12 protein-coding genes are annotated in these 23518 nt (G+C 58.3%); 3 read left to right on the forward strand and 9 right to left on the reverse strand.

What is annotated here, in order from left to right; all coding sequences use genetic code 11:
* Window positions 1-8 precede the first annotated feature (8 nt).
* From AC1DNI_RS18735 to AC1DNI_RS18745, 3 genes are all read right to left on the reverse strand, one after another.
* On the reverse strand, window positions 9-2285 hold the full coding sequence (locus AC1DNI_RS18735; protein WP_477692943.1) for a calcium-binding protein: 2277 nt from the start codon (window positions 2283-2285) through the stop codon (window positions 9-11).
* The gene (locus AC1DNI_RS18740) at window positions 2282-4030 is read right to left on the reverse strand and encodes a type I secretion system permease/ATPase (RefSeq protein ID WP_477692944.1); all 1749 of its coding nucleotides are present in this window, start codon (window positions 4028-4030) and stop codon (window positions 2282-2284) included. The genes AC1DNI_RS18735 and AC1DNI_RS18740 overlap by 4 nt, the downstream gene beginning before the upstream one ends.
* A gap of 68 nt (window positions 4031-4098) precedes the next feature.
* Window positions 4099-11700, reverse strand: coding sequence for a peroxidase family protein (locus tag AC1DNI_RS18745; protein WP_477692945.1), 7602 nt, complete (start codon window positions 11698-11700; stop codon window positions 4099-4101).
* A gap of 287 nt (window positions 11701-11987) precedes the next feature.
* Between AC1DNI_RS18745 and AC1DNI_RS18750 the strand changes: the two genes are divergently transcribed.
* Window positions 11988-13379, forward strand: a complete 1392-nt coding sequence (locus AC1DNI_RS18750) for a sensor histidine kinase (RefSeq protein WP_477692946.1) — start codon at window positions 11988-11990, stop codon at window positions 13377-13379.
* A gap of 362 nt (window positions 13380-13741) precedes the next feature.
* Here the strand turns inward: AC1DNI_RS18750 and repC are convergent, their stop codons facing one another.
* The 3 genes from repC to repA all read right to left on the reverse strand — a co-directional run bounded on the left by repC (window position 13742) and on the right by repA (window position 17336).
* Window positions 13742-14959, reverse strand: coding sequence for a plasmid replication protein RepC (gene repC / locus AC1DNI_RS18755; RefSeq protein WP_477692947.1), 1218 nt, complete (start codon window positions 14957-14959; stop codon window positions 13742-13744).
* Between the two features lie 155 nt (window positions 14960-15114).
* Window positions 15115-16143, reverse strand: a complete 1029-nt coding sequence (gene repB, locus AC1DNI_RS18760) for a plasmid partitioning protein RepB (RefSeq protein ID WP_477692948.1) — start codon at window positions 16141-16143, stop codon at window positions 15115-15117.
* Entirely contained in the window at window positions 16143-17336 is a 1194-nt protein-coding gene (gene repA, locus AC1DNI_RS18765) for a plasmid partitioning protein RepA (protein ID WP_477692949.1), read from the reverse strand. Before repA ends, repB begins: the two co-directional genes overlap by 1 nt.
* Window positions 17337-17867: 531 nt before the next feature.
* Between repA and AC1DNI_RS18770 the strand changes: the two genes are divergently transcribed.
* A complete protein-coding gene (locus AC1DNI_RS18770) occupies window positions 17868-18407 on the forward strand; it encodes a glyoxalase superfamily protein (RefSeq protein WP_477693085.1) in 540 nt (179 codons plus the stop codon).
* 5 nt (window positions 18408-18412) lie between these two features.
* Here AC1DNI_RS18770 and AC1DNI_RS18775 read toward each other — a convergent pair whose 3' ends face one another.
* The 3 genes from AC1DNI_RS18775 to AC1DNI_RS18785 are packed head-to-tail and all read right to left on the reverse strand — an operon-like array spanning window position 18413 to window position 22221.
* Window positions 18413-19624 carry an energy transducer TonB family protein gene (locus AC1DNI_RS18775; protein WP_477692950.1) on the reverse strand — a complete coding sequence of 404 codons (1212 nt, stop codon included), beginning with the start codon at window positions 19622-19624 and terminating at the stop codon, window positions 18413-18415.
* A 3-nt stretch (window positions 19625-19627) separates the two neighbouring features.
* Complete coding sequence (locus AC1DNI_RS18780) at window positions 19628-20077, reverse strand: hypothetical protein (RefSeq protein WP_091924289.1); 450 nt, start codon at window positions 20075-20077, stop codon at window positions 19628-19630.
* 2 nt (window positions 20078-20079) lie between these two features.
* Window positions 20080-22221 carry a TonB-dependent hemoglobin/transferrin/lactoferrin family receptor gene (locus AC1DNI_RS18785; RefSeq protein WP_477692951.1) on the reverse strand — a complete coding sequence of 714 codons (2142 nt, stop codon included), beginning with the start codon at window positions 22219-22221 and terminating at the stop codon, window positions 20080-20082.
* A 230-nt stretch (window positions 22222-22451) separates the two neighbouring features.
* Between AC1DNI_RS18785 and AC1DNI_RS18790 the strand changes: the two genes are divergently transcribed.
* A complete protein-coding gene (locus AC1DNI_RS18790) occupies window positions 22452-23513 on the forward strand; it encodes a hemin-degrading factor (RefSeq protein WP_477692952.1) in 1062 nt (353 codons plus the stop codon).
* Window positions 23514-23518: the final 5 nt, after the last annotated feature.

The following is a 23518-nucleotide window of genomic DNA, read 5'->3' on the forward strand; positions in this document are numbered from 1 at the left end:
AATTGCATTCAAACGTTCTCGACGAACATCAGCATGTGATGGCCGTCGAGGCTGATCGTCAGTTCCTGATAGCCGTCGCCATCCAGATCCGCTTCGATCAAAGTACGGTTCATATTCTCGGTCTGTGCATGGCTGATACGTATCGGAAGATCAGGTCGTTCTGTTTCGCCGTAGATGTTTTCGAAGCGGTCTTCGATTGCGTCCATCACTTCATTGAAGATGTCGTATTGCGAGATGCGAATACGGTCGCCGACCATGAAGTCCAGTATCTCGTGGATGATGGCTGCGCCATCACCTTTTGCCCTGAACTCGAACACGTCATTGCCATTTCCGCCGGTAAGCGAAACGGTGTCGCTCGCGGCGATGAGGTGATCGTTGCCCTCGCCGCCAATGACGCGTTCAAAGCCGTCAATAGTGTCGGAACCGACCATGACGCCGGTCGCGGTGCCATTGTCCATGTCGATGACGACCCCGGCTCCCGATTGGGCATAGCTGATCGTATCGATGCCCGCCGAACCGATAAACCTGTCATTGGCGCCGTCGGCGGCAACAAGGATTGTATCATTGCCGCCTCCTGCGTCGATTGTATCGCAACCGCCGCCATCCACTATGGTGTCGTCGCCTTCGTTCGTGAAGATCGCATCGTCGAGGAGGCTGCCTATGACTGTGTCGTCGCCAGCTCCGGTTCTGTATATCTCGAAACCCGAGATCGTATCCTCCCCGATCTCGACGCCCGTAGCGCACCCGGCCGCGGCATCGAGGGCAATATCGCGCCGCGCGGAAGAATAGTCGATCGCATCGATCCCGGCATCGCCGGAGTAGCTGTCGGCAACGGCATCCATGTCGCCCGCAACCACATCATTGCCCTGGCCGCCAGCCACCGTATCCGAACCTTCTCCGCCCGCGAGAAAATCATTCCCGCAGCCGCCATCGAGTTTGTCTGCGCCGCTTGCGCCGAGAAGACGGTCGTTTCCATCACCTCCGAAAACACTGTCGTCGCCGTCTCCTCCGTCCAGAACGTCATCGCCGGTTTCGCCCAGCAAGATGTCATTGCCGCTGCCGCCGAAGATCAGATCACTGCCTTCGCCGCCGGAAATCCAATCGTCGCCATCGTCGCCGAACGCGATGTCGTTGCCGGAGCCGGCAGACACGCGATCTTTGCCCGCACCGCCCGAGATCCAGTCATTGCCGTTTCCACCAAAGAGAATATCGTTGCCGGCACCTCCGTAGATTGTATCGTCGCCGGAACCGCCCACGACATTGTCATCGCCATCGCTGGCGAAAATGCTGTCCTTTCCAGCGCGTGCGTCGATCATATCGTCGCCGCTCGTGCCGCTGATGTCGTCGGCCAAATCGGTGCCGACAAAAACACCGCCGGTGCCGGCTAAAGGTTCGGCCACTACGGCGAAATATGCGGTCTGCCAGATGCTAAGTGCGCCATCGGTGATCTGGTAGCTGATCGTGACGGGCCCAAGCTCCATCGCCTCGAACATCCATCCGCCCGACGAATGCGTGATGGTGCCGGATGACGTGCTGACAGTGCTTATCGAGAGAACATCACCGTCGGGATCGGTCGTGTTGCGCAGCAGATCTGCCAGGGTGATATAGGCCAAACCGCAGCCGACAACGTCGTGAAGCTGGACCGGACCTGCGGTTCGCGGCGCACGGTTCTGGTGCGGCTTTTCCGTCGTGGATTCGTCATCCTCGTCAGGATCCTGGTCCTGCTCGAACGCAACCGCGCCATCGTTCTGACCCCACTCGTCAGGCCCGCCAACTGCACCCGCCGCCGGCGACCGGGCCGCAAAATCCGGCGGGTTGTCGTTGGCTGCGCGCAGCGACAGGGAAACGGGTCCAAAGCCCCGAACGAAGTCCTCGATCGAAAAATCAATCTTTTGCGGCGGCGCGACCATTGTTGCCGCGACGGAGTTCGACACGACACCGACGTCGAAGCTGGAGTTCCGCGTCGGGGTCAGGATTGGCGCGTCGCGGTCGCGTACTGCCAAACCGGCCACGTCGGACACATCATCCGCCCAAGTATCATAATTTCCGACGAGCTTCAGAACGGGCGGGGTCGGATCCTGCACGTCGGCTTCAGGTTCGCTTTCCTCGCTTGCCGCCGTTTTCTGATCATCCGGCCAGAAGCTCTTCAGATACAGCATTATGCCGGTCAGCACGATGATGACATAACGCGGCAAGGAGGATCGCTTTTTCTCCGAAAGAAGATAACGGGCCTGCGGATCGGCCTCCACACCATCGACTTTGGTTGATTTGACGTCGATGATCATGCCGGTACCCTTTCCGCTTGCTCGGCGCGGACCGGTCGCTTTTCGACTGGCTGAGCCGGGGCCCCAAGTATTTCGTTTCTCTCGCCAAATGCCGTCAATTTGCCGGCCTGAACGACGGCGATGAGATTGACTGCAGCAAGAGCGCTCGGCCGATGGGCGATCACGATCGCGATGCCGCCGCGGGCACGGATGTCCTGGATGGCGCGCGTCAGCGCCGCTTCCCCTTCCGCATCGAGATTGGAATTGGGTTCGTCGAGCAGCACAACGAATGGATTGCCGTAAAGTGATCGGGCAAGGCCGATGCGCTGCCTCTGTCCGGCCGAAAGAGCCGTGCCTTGTGGTCCCAGTTGCGTATGGTAGCCGTCCGGCATGCGCACGATCATTTCGTGAATCCCGGCATTGCGCGCAGCTTCGACGATAGCGCGCGGATCGGGCTGCGGCGCAAGCCGGCAGATATTTTCCTCGATCGTACCATCGAGCAATCCCACATCCTGGGGCAGATAGCCGATGTGGTCGCCAATGACATCGCTGCGCCATTGGGTGAGTTCCGCATCATCAAGCCGCACGCTGCCGCGTAGCACGGGCCAGATGCCGGTCAGGGCCCGGATCAGCGTGGTCTTGCCGCCGCCGCTCGGGCCTATGATACCGAGTGCGTCGCCGGCCTTGATCTCAAAGCTGACGTCGCTCAGGAGAACGCGACCCGTCCCGGGAGCGGCAACGGTAATCTTTTCTACCTTGAGGCTCATGCACGGTGTCGGAAGGTCCATCGGGAGGTCGGCATTGCTGAGCGCGATGACCGTTTCCCTGATGCGGTGCCATGCACCACGGGCAGCAACGACGCCTTTCCAGTTCGATATGGCCAGGTCAACCGGGGCCATCGCCCGCGCCGACGCTACCGACGCCGCGATAATGGCTCCGGACGAGAGTTCGCCTTGGATCGTGAGATAGGCACCGAGGCCGAGAATGGCCGATTGCAGGATCATCCGTAGCACGCGGGAGATCGCGCCGAAGGTCCCGCTGATGTCATTTGTGCGGGTCTGAAGCTGCAAATGCTGCGCATTGGCTTCGGTGAAGCGGGCGATGGCGCGGTGGGCAAAACCCATTGCACACAGGATATCGGCGTTGCGGGCATTGGAGTCGGCAATGGCATTGCGGGCAATCGCGGACTGGTGCGAGGCGCCTGCCAGCCGGCGCGTCATGAGTTCGGTGGCGACCGTCAGACAGACAAGGATGAATGCCCCGCCCAGGGTCAAGGCGCCAAGCATCGGATGCAGGAGGTAGACGAAGACGAGGTAGAGCGGCATCCAGGGCAGATCGAACAGCGCAATCGGTCCCTGGCTTCCCAGAAAGCCGCGGACCGTGTCGACGTCGCGGCCACGCTCGAGTGCTTCCGCGGTCGAAAAGCCGAAGCGCGGCATGTCGATTGCAACCTGATGAGCAAGGGGAGCAAGCTTCTTGTCAAGCCGCGCTCCCACCCGGACGAGGATCTGGGAGCGAATGACGTCAAACAGGCCCTGGAACAGATAGAGTCCAATTGCCAGGAGCGAGAGGGCGACGAGTGTCGGTATGCTTCCGCTGGTCAATGCCCGATCGTAGATCTGCAGCATGTAGAACGAGCCGGTCAGAGCAAGGATGTTGATGACGCCTGACAGCGAGAAAACAAAGAAAAATACGCTGCGCAGGCCTTTGACAAATTGTTGGGTCGCGTCGCTGTTTTTGGCGGTCCGGTTGTTGCTCTTGGCCATTACTGATCCCCGATCTTTGCGATTTCTTATGGAGGGCTGGCGGGCCGGCATGGCCCGGCATCAAGCAATTACAGTTCGAAGTCCGATGCGGTCAGCGTGTGTGTTCCCTTGATGCTGATCTTGAACTCCGCGCCGCTTCCACCATCCTGATTGCCGTGAACCACGGTGTAGTCGCCGTCGCCGCGCACTTCATGCGTAACCTTCAGCGCACCCTCGGCGTTGAAGCCCGATCCTGTCACCAACGTAAAGGCCTGATTTCCGGCAATGGAACCCTTGGCATCAATGCCGCTGAGGTCGATTTTGTCGCCGGGCTGGAAGCCATGGATGGTATCGCCGTCGGCATCGTCGGCGGAAAGGAAGCGGAATGTATCATTGCCCGAGCCTCCGTCCATGATGTTGACGGCCGCGCTTGCAACTATCGTGTCATTGCCGCTACCGGTGATGACATTCTCGATGCCCCAGAGCGTGTCGCTGCCGGTGAGGCTGCTCGTTGCGCTACCCCGGCCCATGAAACCTGAGCCGAGATCGACATTGATGTTGGCGGTAATCGCCGCCATATCCAATGTGTCGCTGCCGACAGAGCAGGCGGACGATTCATCGCCGTAGTAGACATCGTTGCCGTCATTGGCGGACGCTACGAAATGGTCGTTTCCCGCGCCGCCATGAGCAATATCGTCGCCTGCCCCGCCATCAATGATATCGCGACCATCGCCACCGAAGATCCGGTCGGCGCCCGCGTCTCCGTAGAGCATATCGTCGTCGCCGCCGCCAAAGAGATCGTCGTTCCCCGCGCCGCCGAACAGCATGTCCCGGCCACCTTCGCCGCTAAGATAATCATCGCCATCCGCGCCGCGTAATATGTCCCGGCCGGAACCGCCAAGAGCACTGTCATTGCCGGCAAGGCCGAGGATCGTATCGTCATTGGCAGTTCCGACGAGAACATCGTCGCCGGCAGTACCGACACCCGTGTGCTGCCCAGTCGATTCGCCTGGGGCATCGACGTCATCATCATCGTGACCGTCGCTGTCATCGTCGTCGTCATCGTCATCGCCGGGGAGATGCGGATAGTCGTCGTCATCGCCGTCCGGATCATAGCCCTCATCGGCAAACTGCGGCATGCCCTCGAGCGCTGTGAAAGTGATGCTGTAGTCGTCGCCGACAAGCGTGGTCTGCCCTGTTTCGCTGATCGAAACTTCATAATCCGCGATCGTCGTTCCAGCCGGGAGTGCGATCACATCCTGCGGACGGAGGGAACCCACGATCGTGTCATTGCCACCATTCGACCGGAAGACAATGCGATGTGCAGACCCGAGCGAGGTGATATCGACCATGTCGTCCCCGATCGTACCCTCGATCGTGATCGTATTGGGACGGAGGCTCGTAGCGGAGAAATCCCCGATGATTTCGATGGTGTCTCCACCGGACGTACCTGAAGCTGCCGGATCAACTCCGTTGATGCGGATTTCCTCGATATCCGTCAGTTCCGCAATGACATTGGCAAAGCCGGTTCCATTGCGCGTTATGACTATTTCGGGCGTGCGCCCATTGAAGCTGGAAAGGTTATTTCCAGGAACGGCATCCCATGCAGCAAGCGTATAGATCCGATATGTCTCGGCCGAGGCATTGCCGTTGATCACGAATGTATCGCCGGCTGTCCCTTCGGTGCCGCCATTGACGATATCCCGTCCATCGGTGGCTCCCGAGGCATTGGCATTCCAGATGATGATGTCGTCGCCGCCGAGCGCGTTGATGATGTCATTGCCGAGATTGCCATCGAGCGTATTGTTACCGTTGGTCCCCGTGATTGTTGTGCCGAAATCATTGCCTGTCACGGGCGTGGACGGGGTCGTAAAGATGAAGTCGGCAGCGGTGATGGTGCTGTTGTCGACCTCCTCCAGCCTGATCGAGCCGATGACGTTACTGCCCGCATCACGGATCGTGATCAGCGTATCGTCGACTGCACCGTCTTCGATATCCTCGATCTGTATGCGGGACGCACTTGTCATTCCGATGTCGGATGCGGACAGGCCGAAAGCGCTGAGATCGATACGATCCTGACCCTGCGCCGCATTGGCATCGAAGCCATTGATAATATCGGCGCCGAAGTTGCTGGCGGTATAGCGGATAATATCGTCGGTGCCGTTCGAAGTGGTCAGGTTGATGATATCGTTGCCGTCGCCGCCGACAATGACGTTGTCGCCGGTTCCGGCATTGATCGTATCATTTCCCGTGCCGCCATCGATGAAATCGTTGCCGCCACCGCCATTGATCGTGTCGTTGCCGCCCGCACCGAAGAGCTGGTTGTCGCCGCCATTGCCGTTGATGACATTGGCTTCCGAATTGCCGGTGCCGTTGATGTCGCCATTGCCGCCAAGGGTGAGATTTTCGACAAATGCGCCGAGCTGGTAACTCTGGTCGGTCTGCACGGTATCCGTGCCGCCCGTCGCAGTTTCTACGATCACGTCGCCGGCCGTAACGATATAGGTATCGTTGCCATCGAGGCCGATCAGGGTATCGATTCCGTCACCGCCTTCGATACGATTGGCGAGCTGATTGCCTGTGCCGGCAAAGGCGCCTGCGCCGGTAAAGGTTAGATTATCGACATTTGCGCCGAGGGTGTAGGCGGCAAGTGTGGTTTCAACCGTATCTGTTCCTTCGTTCAACGCTTCTATGACGACATCCCCAGCGTCATCGACCTGGTAAACATCATTGTTGGTACCCCCGACCATCGTGTCGGCTCCAAGACCGCCAATAAGTTCGTCATTGCCTGATCCACCGACCAGAAGGTCGTCCCCGGCACCGCCATCAAGATCGTCATCGCCGGCATTGCCAAACAGCAGGTCGTTGCCGTCATTACCCAGCAGGTCATCGCCGCCGGACGTTCCGGCAAGCACCGTGTTTACCCCCGCTGCTGCGGTGCGGGTCCCGTTGTCGTCGGTGCTGATGGCGAAATCGCCATCAAGCGCATAACCCTCATAGGTACCGCCGTTGAAGTTGACGAACTCCACCGCCTCGCCCGGTTGGTCGAAATGATCGACCACCGTAATTTGCTGGCCGTTGAACTGGATCAGGAGATTGTCATTGGCGCTGGCGGGTGACGTGAGTTCGCTGAAGGCCAGGCCCGTAAGGGCCCCAGCCGCGATGGAGATGCGGTCGGTACCGCTGGCCTCGGTGATTGTGTCACTGCCATCGCCAAGGCCGAAAACATAGGTGTCGTCGCCGCTGCCGCCGTTCAGCGTATCGTTGCCCGTCCCTCCCAATAGAATATCGTTCCCGGCAAGGCCGTTGAGTATGTCGTTGCCGCCCTTGCCAACAATGAGATCGTCGTCGCCGGTACCATTCAGTGTTTCCGATGCTGCCGTACCTTCGATCACGTTGAGCACGCCGTCAGTGAAGCGCAGCTTCTCGATACCACGCACGGTATCGCGACCATCCGATACGGGGTTTGGATTGGCCTCGTTCTCGCCTGCATCATCGTCCTGCTGCGGCTCGACAAAACCGCTATGGTCGATATAGAGGCTCGCATCAGTGTTCAGCCCGAACGTATAGTTGGCGCGAACGTCGGTATAAACTGCCGTGTCGATATCACCCGCGACATTACCGTCCAGTATTTCGCGGACGATCGACAATTGTCCCGGCTTGATTTCTCCAGAAAGCATGCGCGGGGCAAGTTCCGTCATGCTGTCGACGCTGAACGCTGTCCAGGCCTGGCCCGGCAGCGGCGTCACCAGAATGCGTACATTGAGCCACTTGTCGCCGTCGATTACATCATTGCCGGCGAGACCTTTGATGATGTCGTCGCCCCCACCGCCAAGAAGAATGTCGGAGGCGTCGGCCGTGTCCATGACAACCTGTTCGACCACCCCGTTGTTGCCGGTTTGCGATGTACGCGCAATGTGGGCCACGAGAGCCCGAAGGCCTGTGATGAGATCCACGTTCTTTTCAAGAAGTGCATTGGAATAGGAGTCGAGCGCGGCGTCAGTGCCGGGGATTGCCGCTGTACCAGTGGCTTCGGCACGCGTATTCACCGCTTCCCGGCGACCCGTGAGGGTGTCGTCATGGATCCAGCCGGACAAGCCCTCGACCAGATCGAAGCGATCGCGGAGAATGAAGGCTTCCTGGGTTGCAAAGAGCGGTATGCCGAGATCGGAATTGGCCGCATTGACATCGCCCTTGTGGATGGCCCAGTCAAATCCGGCCATCCCGTTGCTGCGCTGGATACCCTCGCTCTGGAACATGATGTCATCGCCGGATTCACCATCGTAGTCGGTGTCGCCGCTGCCGCCGTTGAGGACATCGTGACCAATGATGGCGGAGTTGAAAAACAGTTCCGAGTTTTCGCCCGCAAGCGTATCGAAGCGTTGGCCGCCTTCGAGCCAGTCATCGCCCTCATTGCCCAGAAGGAAGTCGCCGCCGGTGCCGCCTAGGATGAAATCGTTGCCAGTACCGCCGAACGCTTCCTTGCCGTCTGGACCGGTGATGATGAAGTCGTTGCCCTCGTTGCCGAAGATCAGCGACAGGCCGGAACCGCCATGGATGACGTCATTGCCCGCATTGCCATGAAGGAAATCGGCTTCGCCGATGTCGGTGCCGGCATTGGTGATGATGTCATCGCCATCACCGCCAAAAACCTTGTCGACACCGTAGCCCGCCTCGATCCGGTCATTGCCGCCCCGTCCCCAGATGGCATCGTCACCGCCGCCGGAAATGATCGTGTCATCGTTTTCGGTGCCGCCGATGGTAAAATGCTCATTGCTGTTGACGCGGATGTAGCTAGCATCGGTCACCGTGTCGTTGATCAGGTTGCCATTGGCGTCACGACGCTCCACCAGCCGCGAGAAGGCCTGCAGGGTGGGATCGTCCTGGACCGGGTCGGCGCCTAGCTGCTTGCTGATGTCCATTTCGAGCGTCGGCATCTGGAACGCGGAGAACACGTTTCCAGGGAGTGCCGTCGATCCCGGCTCGCCGAGATCGGTATTGCGCATGACGATCTCTGCAAACGTGTTGTTCTCAAGCTCGTTGAGAAGATTGAGACCCTGGGTACGCGACAGATAATAGAACCGGTCGGCGTCCTGCAGGTTCTCCATCGTCATCTGGAATACAAAACTGAAGGTCGAGCCGAGCATGCCGCCGAACGACATCTTCTTCTCGGCAAGACCACCTATCCAGAAGTCGACATTGTTGAGGCCGCCCAGGACCCCGCCCGCGTAACTTCCCGAAGCATTGAGGAAATCGAGCCGGTCGGCTGGAGCGCCAGCGCCCCCAAGCACGAGGAGCGTTGCAGCTGAGCGCTTAGCTTCGACCGTCAAGGCCTGGGTGATGCTGTCATGTGTGCCATAGGCAGCGATGAAGTTGATGATCGAGGCGGGGTTCTTGAGATTGAGCGCAAAGTCCGCCCAACTCTGATAGGGCTTGAGCAGCGTATCGCCCGTTCCGTCATAAAATTTCTGGCGTGCTGCATTCAGTGGCGGGGTTCCCACATCACGTCCGCGGGCGATGTTGATCGTGGCAAGATCGAGCGGTACGCCGAGCAATTGGTTGCGCAGCACGTCGGTGACGAATTCATCGATCTCATTGCCCGTCTGCCGTGTCATGCCGCGGATAATCGCTCCAGCCGCCGTATCGGCATCGCCGGCATTGGCAAAGGCAACCGGATTGAGGAAGCCATCGAAGAGCGCGAGATCGTCGACGACGGGATCGCCATTCTCATCGAGGGAAATGCGGGCAATATCCTCGCGCAGCATCGAATGGCCGAACCGGTAGACAACGTGCGCAAATTCGGCCGCGATGCTCGGGTTGATATCGGCTGAAGGTTCGAACACGAAGGCATCGATATCCGGCTGCATCATGCGGCCGAATTCCTCGAAGACCAGATGCTGATATTCCATTTCGTTGGTGAAGCGTCCCGCCTGAAACAGGCGCTCGCCATCCCAGACAAGCGCAGCCAGTTCCTCCGGAGTTGCCGGCATGGCAGCAACATCGACGAGCAGCCAGTCGTTGAGAAAATCGAGATCACCAGACGCAAGCGCGATCTCCTTGGTCTGGTCGATGAGGCGATTGTGCTCGGAATGGAAAACGTGATGGACGGCGGTCAGTGCGATGTTTTCATTGGCTCTGCCGTCGCCTGCCACATAATGAGCGTCAAGCATTTCATTGTCGTAAGCCAATTGACCGCCGCGGGTGTTGAAGCCGCCGGCAGTACCATCTGCATTGAAATATCCTAGGCCGGAGTCGGTATCGGCCTGCAGGGCTCCCAACGCGTCAAGGATGGGAACTGCTGCATGAGCGATGTCGTCGAGGAACGCATGGCCCGTCAGAATGGCGCCTTGGGTGCTGACGGGTTCGGCCGGGTTACCCTCGCGCAGCACATCGTCCGCCGTTCCCAATTGCCCATCGGGGCCAAGCCCGACGACGAGTTGCGGATAGCCATTGGGTCCAGGTATGAAATTGCCGTATTCGTCCGCCGCTATCAGCGGAATTTTGCCGACATCAGCGTCGGTGAGACGAATACCGAGAACGTTGGCGGCTTGCGCCTTGATGTCCGCCCAGGTTGCAAGGCCCCCCGCGGCGCCTTCCAGCAAGTAACCCGTGGCAATCGGCTTGCCATCTGGACCTGCAATATACTCGCGCATGAAAACCTGCTTGGAGGCAGTTGAGCCATAGGTCTGGTTCTGATCGACCCACGGCGTCGTGAGGTTGACCGGATGCGCGGGACCATCGTCGGCTGTATTGGCAATGCCATCGAGGCCAAGTCCGTCATCGGCCGTACCGATCAGGCCGTCACGGCCGGCATCAACGGTCACGCGGGTCAATGCCATGAAATTGGTGTGACTGCCGGGAACGTAGAGCGGATCGTCCGGCTGTAGCGGCACATAGACTGTGCCATTGCCGCCCTTGGCGACCAGATCGAGACCATGGTCGAAAAACTGGCCGAAGATGGTCATCCAACCATTATAGGGCGAGGAAAGACCATCGTCGGGAGACACATTCGGAAGAAGAACGCTCTTGCCGTCCATCTCGATGCCATGCTCCTGCAACAAGCCATCGAGCACGCCCTTGGCAAGTGTATAGGCATTCGACGGTGTCTGGCCTGGTCCCGGAGCCGGAATGGCTTTGAGAATGGTATGAGCGTTGACGATTTCGGTGAGTGCCGTCGTCAGTGCGGCGCCTCTCACCCCTGCATGCATCAGGGCCGCACTGATCGCGGCTGGATTGTTGAGGGTCTGATCGACGATCAGATTGGAGATAAGGCGGGGATCGGCATCGATCACCGTTCCGCTGCCTGGGGCATAGGTCTGGCCAGGGCCCGTCCCGCTTGCGGGCCGGCCGTCACCACCGCCGCTGCCGCCAACGCCATAATCGTTGTTGTCATAGATCATGCCAGGGCCAAAGACGAGACTGTCGCCGTCAGCATCGTTCATGTAGTTCGGGTCAAAGATGCCGGGGAAGCTCTGGTCGGCTGCACCCCAATTCTCCCGGCCAGGGATCAGGTTATTATAGCTGCCATCAACGGTGCGAAGACCATAGGGAAGCAGGTGCGCCTGGGTAAGGCCATCATTGCCATTATAGCCTGCCACCAGTTCGGCCAGGTCACCGCCGGCTGCGTGCGCTTCCGCTATCTTGATCTGCTTGAGGATAAACTCGAGATCGTGCTTTACCAACGTTACCATGACAGTCTCCCACGGAACTATGCTGTTGTCCTCGCCTCTGCTTCAAAGACGAAGCGGGCATTGTGGGAAGCATCTCTCGAACGGGTCACGGATGTAACGGAACAAGGTCTGCCCAATTCCACTGTTCCAGGTCGTAAATCGCATTGTCGCAAGGTCGGAAAATGAATCAGACCTAAGGCTGATGGTCGATTGGACCAACGGCCTATGGAACACATGTCCTAATCTCCTAGCGGTCGCGCGTTCCTGCCGTATATTAGGGTCTGATCGGCTGGCTTCGGGAGGAATGCTTGCAAGCTAAATGGAGGCAAGAAATCAAGACGTGGTTTGGCGAGAAAAGCCTGTCGACGCAATTTGCCCTTGCCGGCGGCGTGTTCATGCTGGGAGCCATGTTTCTTGCAGGGTCCGTTGTTTCGAATATCGTATCGAAGGTTACTATCGAAGACACCGCCAGTGCGACCGCCCTGTTTCTCCAAAGCTTGATCACCCCTCTCGTTCACGACCTCGCAACGGTTGAATCTCTGTCGGCAGAACAGATCCAAAGGCTGGACGCTTTGCTGGGCGGCGATGAATTCAGCAAAAGGTTTCCTCACCTCGAGATCTGGAAGGATGACGGCCTGATCGTCTATTCCAGATCGGCGGAGATTATCGGGCGAAGATTTACGGCACCGCATGGCCTCGTCGACGCTCTTGCCGGAGAAGTATCGGCGCAGTATGCGGACCTGTCGGCCGCCGAACACACGGTGCGGGAATTCAACAAATCCTATCTCGAAATTTACGTCCCTATCCGCGAACTTCTTTCAGGCGATATCATTGCCGTTGCCGAGATCCACGAGGTGCCCAGCCAACTTGAGGAAAAGCTGACCCTTGTGCAACGACGCACTTGGCTGGCCATTGTGGCGGCGACCCTCCTTATCGTTCTCGGGCTGTTCGGAATCGTCTATCGCGGCAGCCGGTTGATCGATGTGCAGAAAGCCGGCCTCGTGCAGCGCCTTAGAAAGATCGAACAGATTTCGGAGCACAATCGTCGCCTGCGCGAACGATCGCAACAAGCCTCAAGCCGCGTTGCAGAGTTCAATGAAAGGGCGCTTCGCAACATCGGCGCCGATCTGCATGATGGTCCGGCGCAATTGATAACGCTGGCGGCACTAAAACTGGATGAGGTACACCGTGCCCCGAATGGAGCCGCGCGGAAAATTGAGCTCAAGAAAATCGGCGGGGCGCTTTCGGAAGCACTGGATGAGATACGTTCGATCTCGAAAGGCCTGATGTTGCCGGATATCGAGAAGCTGGCACTTTCCGATTTGATTTTTCGCGTTGCGCGAAGTCACGAGCAGCGAACGAATACCAAAGTGGACGTAGACTGCCTGCCAATCACGGAGCCCCTCCCCCTTGCCATCAAAATCTGCGTCTATCGCTTCGTTCAGGAAGGCCTGACGAACGCCTTCCGCCATGCGCGCGGTCACGAACAATCAGTCATATGTACCTTTGACGGCATGCAGCTCAACGTTTCAGTTAAAAGCGGAAACAACCTTCAAGACAGGGAGCCCCCGGTCTGGCGCGAAGGCATGGGTCTCAACGGGCTGCGGGATCGCGTCGAAAGCCTGGGAGGATCATTCCAGGTGTATTCGGGCCAGAACAGCGCCAACCGAATCGAGATGACCCTTGATTTCAGGAATTAGCCAAGCACCCTTAAGCACGCTGCGCGAGCATCTGGCATGTTCTCACCATTGACGCCATAGCTGGCCTGGTGACGAAGCGGCCAACAATCTTTCGACCCTGGCCGCATTATGGTTAACAAATTGTTTTGTTGGAATATATTCGTGATAATTGAACCTAACGAGACATTCGTTTCTGTGTCTTGGATGTTACGCTGGACGAATGCATTTTGAGTCAACCAATCGCCTTTTGTCGAATTAATCATCCGACGGTCATCTAAAGTACGCGGCGCGGATCGTGCGCGCGGCTGTTTCCTCGGTCAAACATGTGCTCCACCGGGAAAGGAAACTCGGCCTTCGGGCATAAACTAAGGCAACCTCCATCCTCATTCCCGTGCCACCAATGTGGGGCGTATCCCATTGGCTTTGAGCGCCGCCATCAGCATGGGGCCGACAGTGAACTCCCCTGCCCGCGCCTTCTCGGTCAAGGCCCGCAGATAGCCGCCGGCGGAATTGATGTGCTGGGCCCGTTCGAGGATCAGGGCGATGACGATGGCGGTGTTTTCTTCGCCAAAGACGTCGAGCGCCTCCGCATAGGCCGAGGGCGAAATGCCAAGGTAACCTCGCACCTGCGCCGCAGTCGCCATGAAGCCGCGCCAGTTGTCGATGCCGGCCGCCGCATAGTCGGCAATTTCCGGACAGGCCTTCATCACCAGCCCCAAGGGATAGGTCTTGGTGACATCCTCGGCCTTCTGCCGGATGGGCTCGGATTTCGCACCTTGGCTCTTTCTTGAGCCGGGTTCAAAGTCAGATTGAGAGTCGGTATTTGAATTCTGTTGCTGCGGCTCAGTCTGAGACTCATTGCCGCTCGTTTTTCTGGTATTAATGTTGTTTTCCAGAAGGATAGCGACTTCCTCATGCAAATCGGCCAATGCGGCGAGGATTGGCTCCAGCGCGGCGAGGACTGCCTGGCGCGGAATAGCCTCGACCAGGGTGCGCAGACGCTGCCACAGCGTCGCCCAGTCGCCTGGGATGGCTTCGGCAACGGCAACCTCGATCAGCTTGGCTATATCGCGGCGATGCAGGGTAATACGCTCGCGCACGAGCTTCAGCGCCCGTTTTTCAGCGCGCACACTTTCTGCTGCGGCCTCGATCTCCCCGGCGCGGGCAAGCAGGGGCGCCAGCGAAAAGCCGAAAGCGTCGGTAATCTCCCCTCCCCTGCCCTTGCGCGAATAGCGCTTGCCGTTGGGGCTGTCCTTGCGGGTGATGAGGCCGCATTCGACCAGCGCTGCCAGATGCCGGCGCAGGGTCGCGCTCGCCATGCCGTGCGCGCGCATTGAGAGCTGAGCGTTGGAGGGAAAGACGACGAGCCCGTTAGCGCTGGAAAGTTCATTGTCCGGCAGGAAAGATAGCAGCGCATTGAGAACGGCAAGCGCCCGATCGCCGATGCCGATGATGTCCTTGCCTTCGCACAGCCAACGATAGATCTGCCATTTGTCGGCCGTCTTGTCCTGATCGATCGTCTGCGCCTGCCGCTGGGCCTCCAACTGGCCAAGCGACATCGCCCGCCGCCCGAAGGGCGTCGTTATGAGATTTCGAAGCATCTCGTTTCACCTTTTCAAAAAGGCAAAAGAACTCAACTCGCCAAAACGACGCCAATGACTCTTGACAGTGATTCGGGGAAATGCGATTCTCAAGTTGCTACAGATGAGAAGGGCTTCCACGACGGCAACGTTTGGGGGCCTTTTTCTTTTGCGGTTTAGTCTCCCGTTGTTTCCTTGGCTGACTTCCGGAAAGCCTCATAGAGATCTCCCAGATTGTCGGCGATCCATTCGGCAAAGCGTGGGCCGTTGCTCGCCTCGAGCGTAACCGTGGCCCTCTTTGCCGTTGTTTTCAGCGTAACGCTGACAGACTTGTCACTTGGAACCCAGACCTTGGCCCCGGTGGCTGCTTGCGCCTTGTCAGGCCTTCGGCTCAATATCTCGACGGCCTTTTGAAAGCGCTGGTCACTGGACATGGCCCTGCAGTTGTCCGCGGACAACAACGCCAATAAGTCCTTGAGCCTTGATTTCGGCGCCAGCTCAGCAAACTCCATCCACCGCCGCCTCCCGACCTCCGGTGCCGCGCCGATTGCCTCAATAAGTTCGACCGGAATTTGACGTACAACCGAGATCATCTTCGAAAGAGCCGCCTTGTCCACGCCAAGCGCAGCCATGATCGTATCGCGCGAGAACGACCGTTCTTCGAGACGAACCGCAAAGAGGGCCCGCTCTATATAGGATAGGTTGGTTCGCGCATTATTCTCCTGGCCCTGACTGACAACCAGCTGGTCATCAGAAAGCTCCCGGATGACGGCGCGAACCCTGGTGCCCAATTGCCTGACCGCCGCCAGCCGGCGGTGACCGTAGGCGACCTGATAGCGGCCCTTATCTTGCGGATGCGGACGCACGAGGATCGGCACTTGCTGGCCGTGGCTCTTGATCTGTTCAACGAGTTCGGCAAGTTCCGCCGCATCGATGCCAAGCCGATCGCTGATGAAAGACCCGTCAACGATGGCAGGATCGAGCTCGACGATCGTCTGCCCTTCGGCCAGCTGTTTCTCGATATCCTGCGCACGCTCGAACTTCTGCGTGATGCTACCGAGCGTCTTCGTGATGCCGCCAATGGGCGTGCTGCGCACAGTAGGCGCGACAAAGCCAGCGAGCGGTCTCGTGGCCGTCATTGGCGTTGCCGGTTCCGGTGCGGGACTCTCGGCGGCGGAAACCTCGATGAGGTTCTTGCGGGCCATTATTTCCTCCCCCACGTAGCGTTGAGGAGGCCTTCGATTTCGGAATTGACCGCGTTCAGCGACTCCATCGCCCGGTCGTAGGTGCCCCGCGTAAACTGGCTCCGCTCGACCTCGTAGAGCGTCTGCTTGGTCACGCCCGCATCGGAAATCGCAGTCGATTTCAGCATGGGATTGTGTAGCATTCGATTGCCGAAAATCGCCCGCATGAATCCGGTCATCTGGTTTTGCGGCCCATCATTGGGCTCGTAGCGCGTCACGAGATAGCGCATCCAGTCATAGCTTGTGCGGCCACCTGCCCGCTCGACCACGGCCATCATCTCGCTGGTCATGGCCAGAAACTGCGACATGGACATCACGTCGAGCATTTGCGGATGCACGGTAATCAAAACCGACGTTGCTGCGCACAATGCCGACATCGTCAGGAAGCCGAGCTGTGGCGGGCAATCGATGATAACGACGTCGTAAAGGCTTTCAATGTCGGCGAGCACCTCGCCTATGCGCGCGAAGAACATCGTCTCCGCCGATCCCGATGTGATCGCCCGTGGCGTTTCGTGCTCGAACTCCATGAGTTCCAGATTGCCCGGCACGATATGGAGGTTTTGTGTATAGGTCGCCCGAACGATCTCTGCGATCGGTCGCGGGTCCTCGTAGCGTATCGCACCGTAGAGCGTTTCGCCCTCGCCTACGTCGAGTTCCGGTTGATGGCCGAAGAGCGCCGACAGCGAAGCCTGCGGATCGAGATCCACCGCCAGAACACGCTGGCCGCGCAGCGCGAGATACTGTGCCAGATGCGCAGAGGTCGTCGTCTTGGCCGATCCACCCTTGAAGTTCATCACCGCGATGACCTGCAGCTTTTCTCCAGACCGCCGGTTGGGTACGTATTTTTGCGATCCGTTCTTTTCGTCGAGGGAGCGCCGGATCCGCTCCATATCGGCTGGCGTATACATCCGCCTGCCGTTTGCAAGGGGTTCCGGTCCATGTCCTTCCGATGCCACCTGCCGCAGATAGCCTTCACCTATGCCAATATAGTAGGCGGCCTCAGCCGGCGTGAACTGCCGGATGCTTTTCTGAGACGTTGGCGGGAATATCTTCTGCTGATGAAGCTGGAGCTGGCGTGACAATTCCAGCGAATCCGCGGACAACATCGATGGCAGGTGCTCCTGCTCGCCGCTTTGGATTGGTGTCTGTAACATCGGTAATCCTCGAACTGCGCAATTGACGAAACTTTAGCTCAAACTGCGCAGTTACAATATGGCCCGATTCGTAAAGAATTCACAAACATTTAACCATGGCGCGAATTGGCGGTCGAGCGGCTGTTGTCCGCGGACAACTTTAGCAATCTACAGCCATCAGTATTTCTTCGAAGCGGGGCCAGGAGCCTGTCGCAGCCTTACGGTAAGGGAAGGGGAGATCGCTATAACCACAGCGCTTGGGATAGGACAACGTCCTCGTTTCCCACGCTGGAAGCAGGGTACCAGCCAGCCACACGGACAGCCACGGTCTCACCTGTAGAAATATTACCGGAAATGCATTTTTGCCGCCTGACAATTGCGATTTCCTTCACTAAGTTGCTCACAGGGCCTGAAGGTGCGCCTGCCGTCCGCACTCCAGAAATGGAGCATGGTGAACGCCTTCGCATAATGTTTCCTGACCTTCCAAACGTCGGGCGGAATTATCTGCAAGGCGGGCACGGGTATGAATTTCGCCGGATGAAAGGAAACGTTATGCGTGATTACCGCAATGCGAAAGCTATGGCGAAAGTGCTGAGAGATGCATTCGCCGAACGCGAACAGGCCATCAAACAAAGCGAAGCACTCGAGATTGTGGCCCGGCAGTTTGGCCTGGCGAACTGGAACATCCTCGCCGCGCGGATCGATGGCGTGGCGGAGAACAGTGCCATCGCCTTTGAACAGGCTGTCCCAATCGTCAGAATATTCGACGTGGCGAAGGCGCACGAGTTCTATCTGGGGTTCCTGGGCTTCAAGGTCGATTGGGAACATCGCTACGGCGACAACTTTCCGCTTTACACGCAAATCTCCCGCGGCGCCCTGCGGCTGCACCTGTCCGAACATGCAGGCGATGCAACGCCGGGTGGCAACATGGTCATCTATATGAAGGGAATACGAACGTTCCACGCAGAGCTTTCAGCAAAAAACTACCGCTACATGAAGCCTGGACTTCATGACGAGGGCACTCGGCTTGAACTCGAGGTGACCGACCCCTTCAACAATCACATGCGATTCATGGAAGTAACGGACGCGTAATCCACTTAACCGCCAAAGGCGAGGGGAACGTCAAACGCCCAGCTCGAGCGTTTGGCGTCGGCGGGGATCGGAGGGAAGGGCGCAGCACGCCTGACTGTCTCAATCCCCGCCCGATCGACGGCGGGATTGCCAGAACTGCGGCCGACCGCAACGCTCGATACGCTGCCATTATTGGCGACGACGAAGGAAACGATCAACTCACCGCGCAATCGCCCCTGGCGGCGCAAAGCGCGCCGAAGCTTCGACGTCACCGTACCCGGATAGTTTGATACCGCCGCATTTCCCTCAACGGTGGACTTTCCTTTGGCGTTGCCATCAGAACTTTTGTCGCCATCGTTCTTGCCGTCGGCAACGCCGACGCGCGCTGTGCGCTCATTCGAGCCCTTACGCCCCTGTGCTGCTAGCGGCTTGGCGGGCTTAGCCGGCTTTGCTTCGCTCTCTATCTTTGCCGTTCGCTGCACGGGTTTTTGAACGGGGGGAGGGTCGGTCTTCTCGACGATGCGCGGCGCTTCGGCCAGACTCTCGGCAGGCTCTTCAACCGGCTGGACTGCAGCGGTCTTAACATCCGCCGCCTGCGTTACCGGGGTGACGCTGCCGTGTTCAGACGGAACCTGCACCGCAAGCACTTCAAATGCGTCAGCGGGTGCAACGATTGCTGGCGTCTCCTCGACAGCCGTGACATTTTCTGCCGGTTCAACAGGCATAATCGCTTCCGCAGGTACCGGTGTCTCAATTGGGGCGTCGCTAGCGGCAGGGGAGGGCGGTACTTCGACATTTTCCACCGGTATCAGGATTGGTGCCTGCATCGATATCAGTGTGACGTTGGTCGCATCAGGAAGTTGATCCGGCTCACCTGAGCTGTTCATGTCGACCGCGCCGTCGCCAAGCAAAGACGCCATGGTCTGCTGGCTTCCCGCGATCAGGACTTCGTCTGCGATGAAGCCCACCATGAAGAGTGCCAGCGCGGCATGAAAGCCGCACGACAGAAGGAGCTTGCGATACCAGCTTGTAGCGGCCGGCCTAAGCGTGCTTGACAGGCTTTCGCCTGCGTTGGCATCCGGTGAAAGTTCCATCGCCGACGCGCCCGGTAGTTGCTGATGCTCTTCGGGATGCGCGTAGGAGAGGAGCAGACTGGTATCGGAGACAAGATGCAGCGCTGGCGGTTCCGCCAGCCTGACAGGCTGGGGCTCGGAACGAAATGCCAGCGCGTAGGCCATCACTCAGCTCCCGAACTGCACCGATGATTTGGTGATGGGCTTCAACTGCCGGATGCAGGCTTTCGGGTCGATCCCGGCGCCGGAGCACTCAGTAGCATCGTTGATGAGGACACGCGTCACCTTGGCACAGTCCGTGTCGCCGAGATCGAAGCGCCGCACCTTGGTTTTGCCTTCGGGGAGGTCCTTGAAGTCAAGCACCGTGATGCGGTCTACGACGTTCGCTTCGTTGAACAGCGCGATCTCGAACGCCGCCTTGTCGAGCGGTGCTTTGAGGTTATTGCTGACGACGAAGGTAAGGCGGCAGCCCTTTTCGGAGGGCTGCAGCGCATTCAATTCGAGAGTCAGGGCTGGCGCCGGGGTGGACTCTTCCCCCGACGCCAGCCCCGTTGCGGCAAGAAGTGATATGGCTGTAACAGCGGTCATGCTAAAGCCAAGACTTGCTGCAAATTTCATGGTTACCATCCAAATTGTTTGGCCAAGGTGAGTTTGAAGGTCCGGCCCTTGGCATCTGTGCCGGACAGATTCTCGCGATATTGCCGATCGAAGATGTTCTCGACAGCGAAGCGGGCTTCGAAACCGGCATATTTGCCGTCCGCGGGCTTCCAGCTTGTGAAGATGTCGTGAACGCCGTAGCCCGGTGTCGGCTGGCCGGTGAAGCCTGTATCGGTGTGGGCGGCGAATTGGCCGCGCCAGCCATACTCCACGCCGTAATCGACCATCCGGCCGCCAACAGTCATCGTCAGTTGCTGCGCGGGGATCGTTGTCAGCGGAGTACCCGTCTGCTCGTCCTCGCCCTTTATGTTGCTGTAGGCGAGGCGAGTGAAGAAGACCTCAGCGTCATAGGACCCTTCGACTTCAACGCCATAAATTTTCGCTTCGGCGATGTTAACGTAGTAGGTGACGGGCAAGCGGCTGCGGTTGTTCGGATTGGTGCTGATGAGGTTGCGGATCTGGTTGTAGAAACCGGTGGTCTTCAGTTGCAACGTATCGCCGGCCCGCATCAGATCGTAACCGGCGACAGAAAAGCCGGCTTCGTAATTGTTCGACGTCTCCTTCTCGAGATCCAGGCTGGCAGTGCGACCGCCAGGATAGGTCCCGCGTCCAGGACCCGACGTTGAGTAGAACTCATCAATGGTCGGGAACCGTTCCGTGTGGGCCACCGACCCGAACACCGAGAAGCTGTCGTTGAACTTGTAAAGCGCTGCAAGCTTCGGCGAAATTGCATCATCCGAGGTGTCTTCGGCACTGGCGATACCTTCGCCCGGCGATGTGTCGCGGTAGTCATAACGGATGCCGGGGATCAAGGTCAGCTTTTCCCGCCACACGAATTCGTCCTGAGCGTAGAACCCGTACTTGTTCTCGGTTCCCTCAGGATGGAACAGAATCGGCCCAGGCTTGATACCGCCGAGCGATTCGGCGTCGCGATCCTGACGGCTGATTTGCGTGCCGATCGTCAGGTAGTTCTCGAAATCGTCAGCCTTGTACTCAAAGGTATTCTCGAGACGAGCCTGCAACGTCTGGTACGAATAATCCGAATCGTCGAACAGCTGGTCGGGCATCCCTATTCCCGAAGCATTGGTCTGTTCGTTCGCCGTGTCCGAATAGGAGAGTTCGAACTTGAGATTGAGCCATGGATTGTCGCTGGCGGGATTCTCGTAGCTGAAGACGGCCGTCTGGTCGGTCACCTTGCGATCGACTGTTCCAAAATCAAAATTGTCGGTCTGTGAATAGGCCTGGTCGTCGCCGCTGCCCTGCCAGCGCTGATAGGAGAGGCGGATGGTCTGTTCGTTACCATCGCCGAAACGATAGGTGCCTTTCGCCAGACCCGACCAGGATTCGAAATTCGAACCCTGGATCGTGTCGCCATCGCCGTCCTTGTAATCGTCGCCCTGGCGATAATTGCCCATTCCGAGGAACTCGAAATTCTCGTTCAGGCGGGTCGCATAGATGGTTGAGCCGAGAATGCCCGTACCATTGGAATCATAGGCGCTCTTTACGCGCACGGAATTGTTCTGACCGTTTACAAGAAAATCTGCCGCGTCTTTCGTCGTCAGATTGATGACGCCGCCGAGGGCTCCGGAACCGTAGAGGGTAGACGAAGCCGGGCCGCGCAGGACTTCGACCTGCTTGTAAAGCTCGGGATCGCTGAAAAAGGATCCCATGCGGTACTGCTCGTAGAATTTGGGCGTGCCATCGACATTGATGATGATCTTCGATTCGTCCGCCGCCGCAGCTCCGCCGATACCGCGGATGTTGAACGCCTCGCCAAAAATGCGGTCGCTGCCGATGGCGGTGACACCGGGCACGTCGCGCAGCGTATCGCCGATCGTCGTCGGCTGGTCCTGATCCATCTGTTCCTGATCGACCACGGTAACAGCCTGCGGCGTATCGATCGCGATCTTGTCGACGCCGGCGCCGATCACCAGTCGCTGCAGCAGCGTCACGCGCCCCTTCTTTGCAGCTTCACCCTCGGGCTGTTGCGCCCCCGGTTGTGCATTTGGAGTGACCTGCTGCGCCCCCGCAACCGCCGAGCCAATCATTACCATCAGCGCCGCTCCGCCGAGCAGAGCAGCCGTATTCCGTGCAATAAGCCCCATAATTACCCATTCTCTCCAGAGTCTGAATGCTGGCTGGCTTAAAGGCGCTCTTAGAAAAGCTCATTGCTCGCTTGCAAACGATTGTTTCTAGAAGGTCATTTCAAATCTTGACTGGTTGACTCTTCTTTGTGTTGAGTAATAAAGGTGACTATCAGAGTCAAGTTTGAAAAATGGCATTTTTGCCCGCTTCAGACTTTCATTCGAGAACAAAACACCAAGGGGCGCTCGCCATGGCTGAACCAGTAAAATCTACTCCCGAAACCATTCGGCAAGCTCGTGCTGAAAATCCTAAAATGCGCGAGCGCGACCTTGCACAGCAGCTCGGCGTCTCGGAAGCCGATCTCGTCGCTGCTTACTGCGGAATCAGCGTCGTGCGCATCAGCCCGCGCATCGAGACGTTTCTGACCGACATTGCTTCACTCGGCGAAGTAATGGCGCTTACCCGTAACGAAAGCGCCGTTCACGAGAAGATCGGAACTTACGAAAACGCCCATGTCAGCAAACATGCCAGTATGGTTCTCGGCGAACAGATCGACATGCGAATCTTCCAGGGCCATTGGGCCCATGGTTTTGCAGTTGCCAAAGAAGACGAGGATGGCAGCGTGCGCCGCAGCCTGCAATTCTTCGACGCAGCAGGCGAGGCAATACACAAGATTCATTTGCGGCCTGCTTCCAGCCTCGAGGCGTATGAAGAACTGGTCGCCAAGCTGCGCCTCGACGACCAATCGCAGACGATCGAACTGACTTCATTGCCCGAAATCGAGGAAAAGAAACTGGCAATCGAAGAGCTCGACGCAGCCAGCCTGCGTGATCGCTGGGAGAAAATGCGCGACGTCCACGAATTCTTCGGCATATTGCGGTCGTTGAGCATGACGCGCCACCAGGCGGTGCAAGTCATCGGCGACGATTTCGCTTGGCGTCTCGACGCGCAGACGGTGACCACGATGCTGCACCAGGCGGCCGAGCGCGAAATGCCGATCATGTGCTTTATCGGCAATCGCGGTTGCATTCAGATTCACAGCGGACCGATCCAGGCGGTGAAGCCCATGGGACCCTGGATCAACATCCTCGACGAGACGTTCCATATGCATCTGCGAACCGATCACATCGCCGAAGTATGGGCCGTACGTAAGCCGACTAAAGATGGCCACGTAACATCCCTGGAGGCTTACGATGCGAAAGGCGCGTTGATCGTGCAGTTTTTCGGCAAGCGGGCCGAAGGATCGGGCGAACGCAGCGACTGGCGCGACCTCGTAGAAAATCTTCCCAACCTCATGCATGCGGCGGCGTGAGGCGA

The organism is Phyllobacterium sp. 01N428, assembly GCF_056399405.1.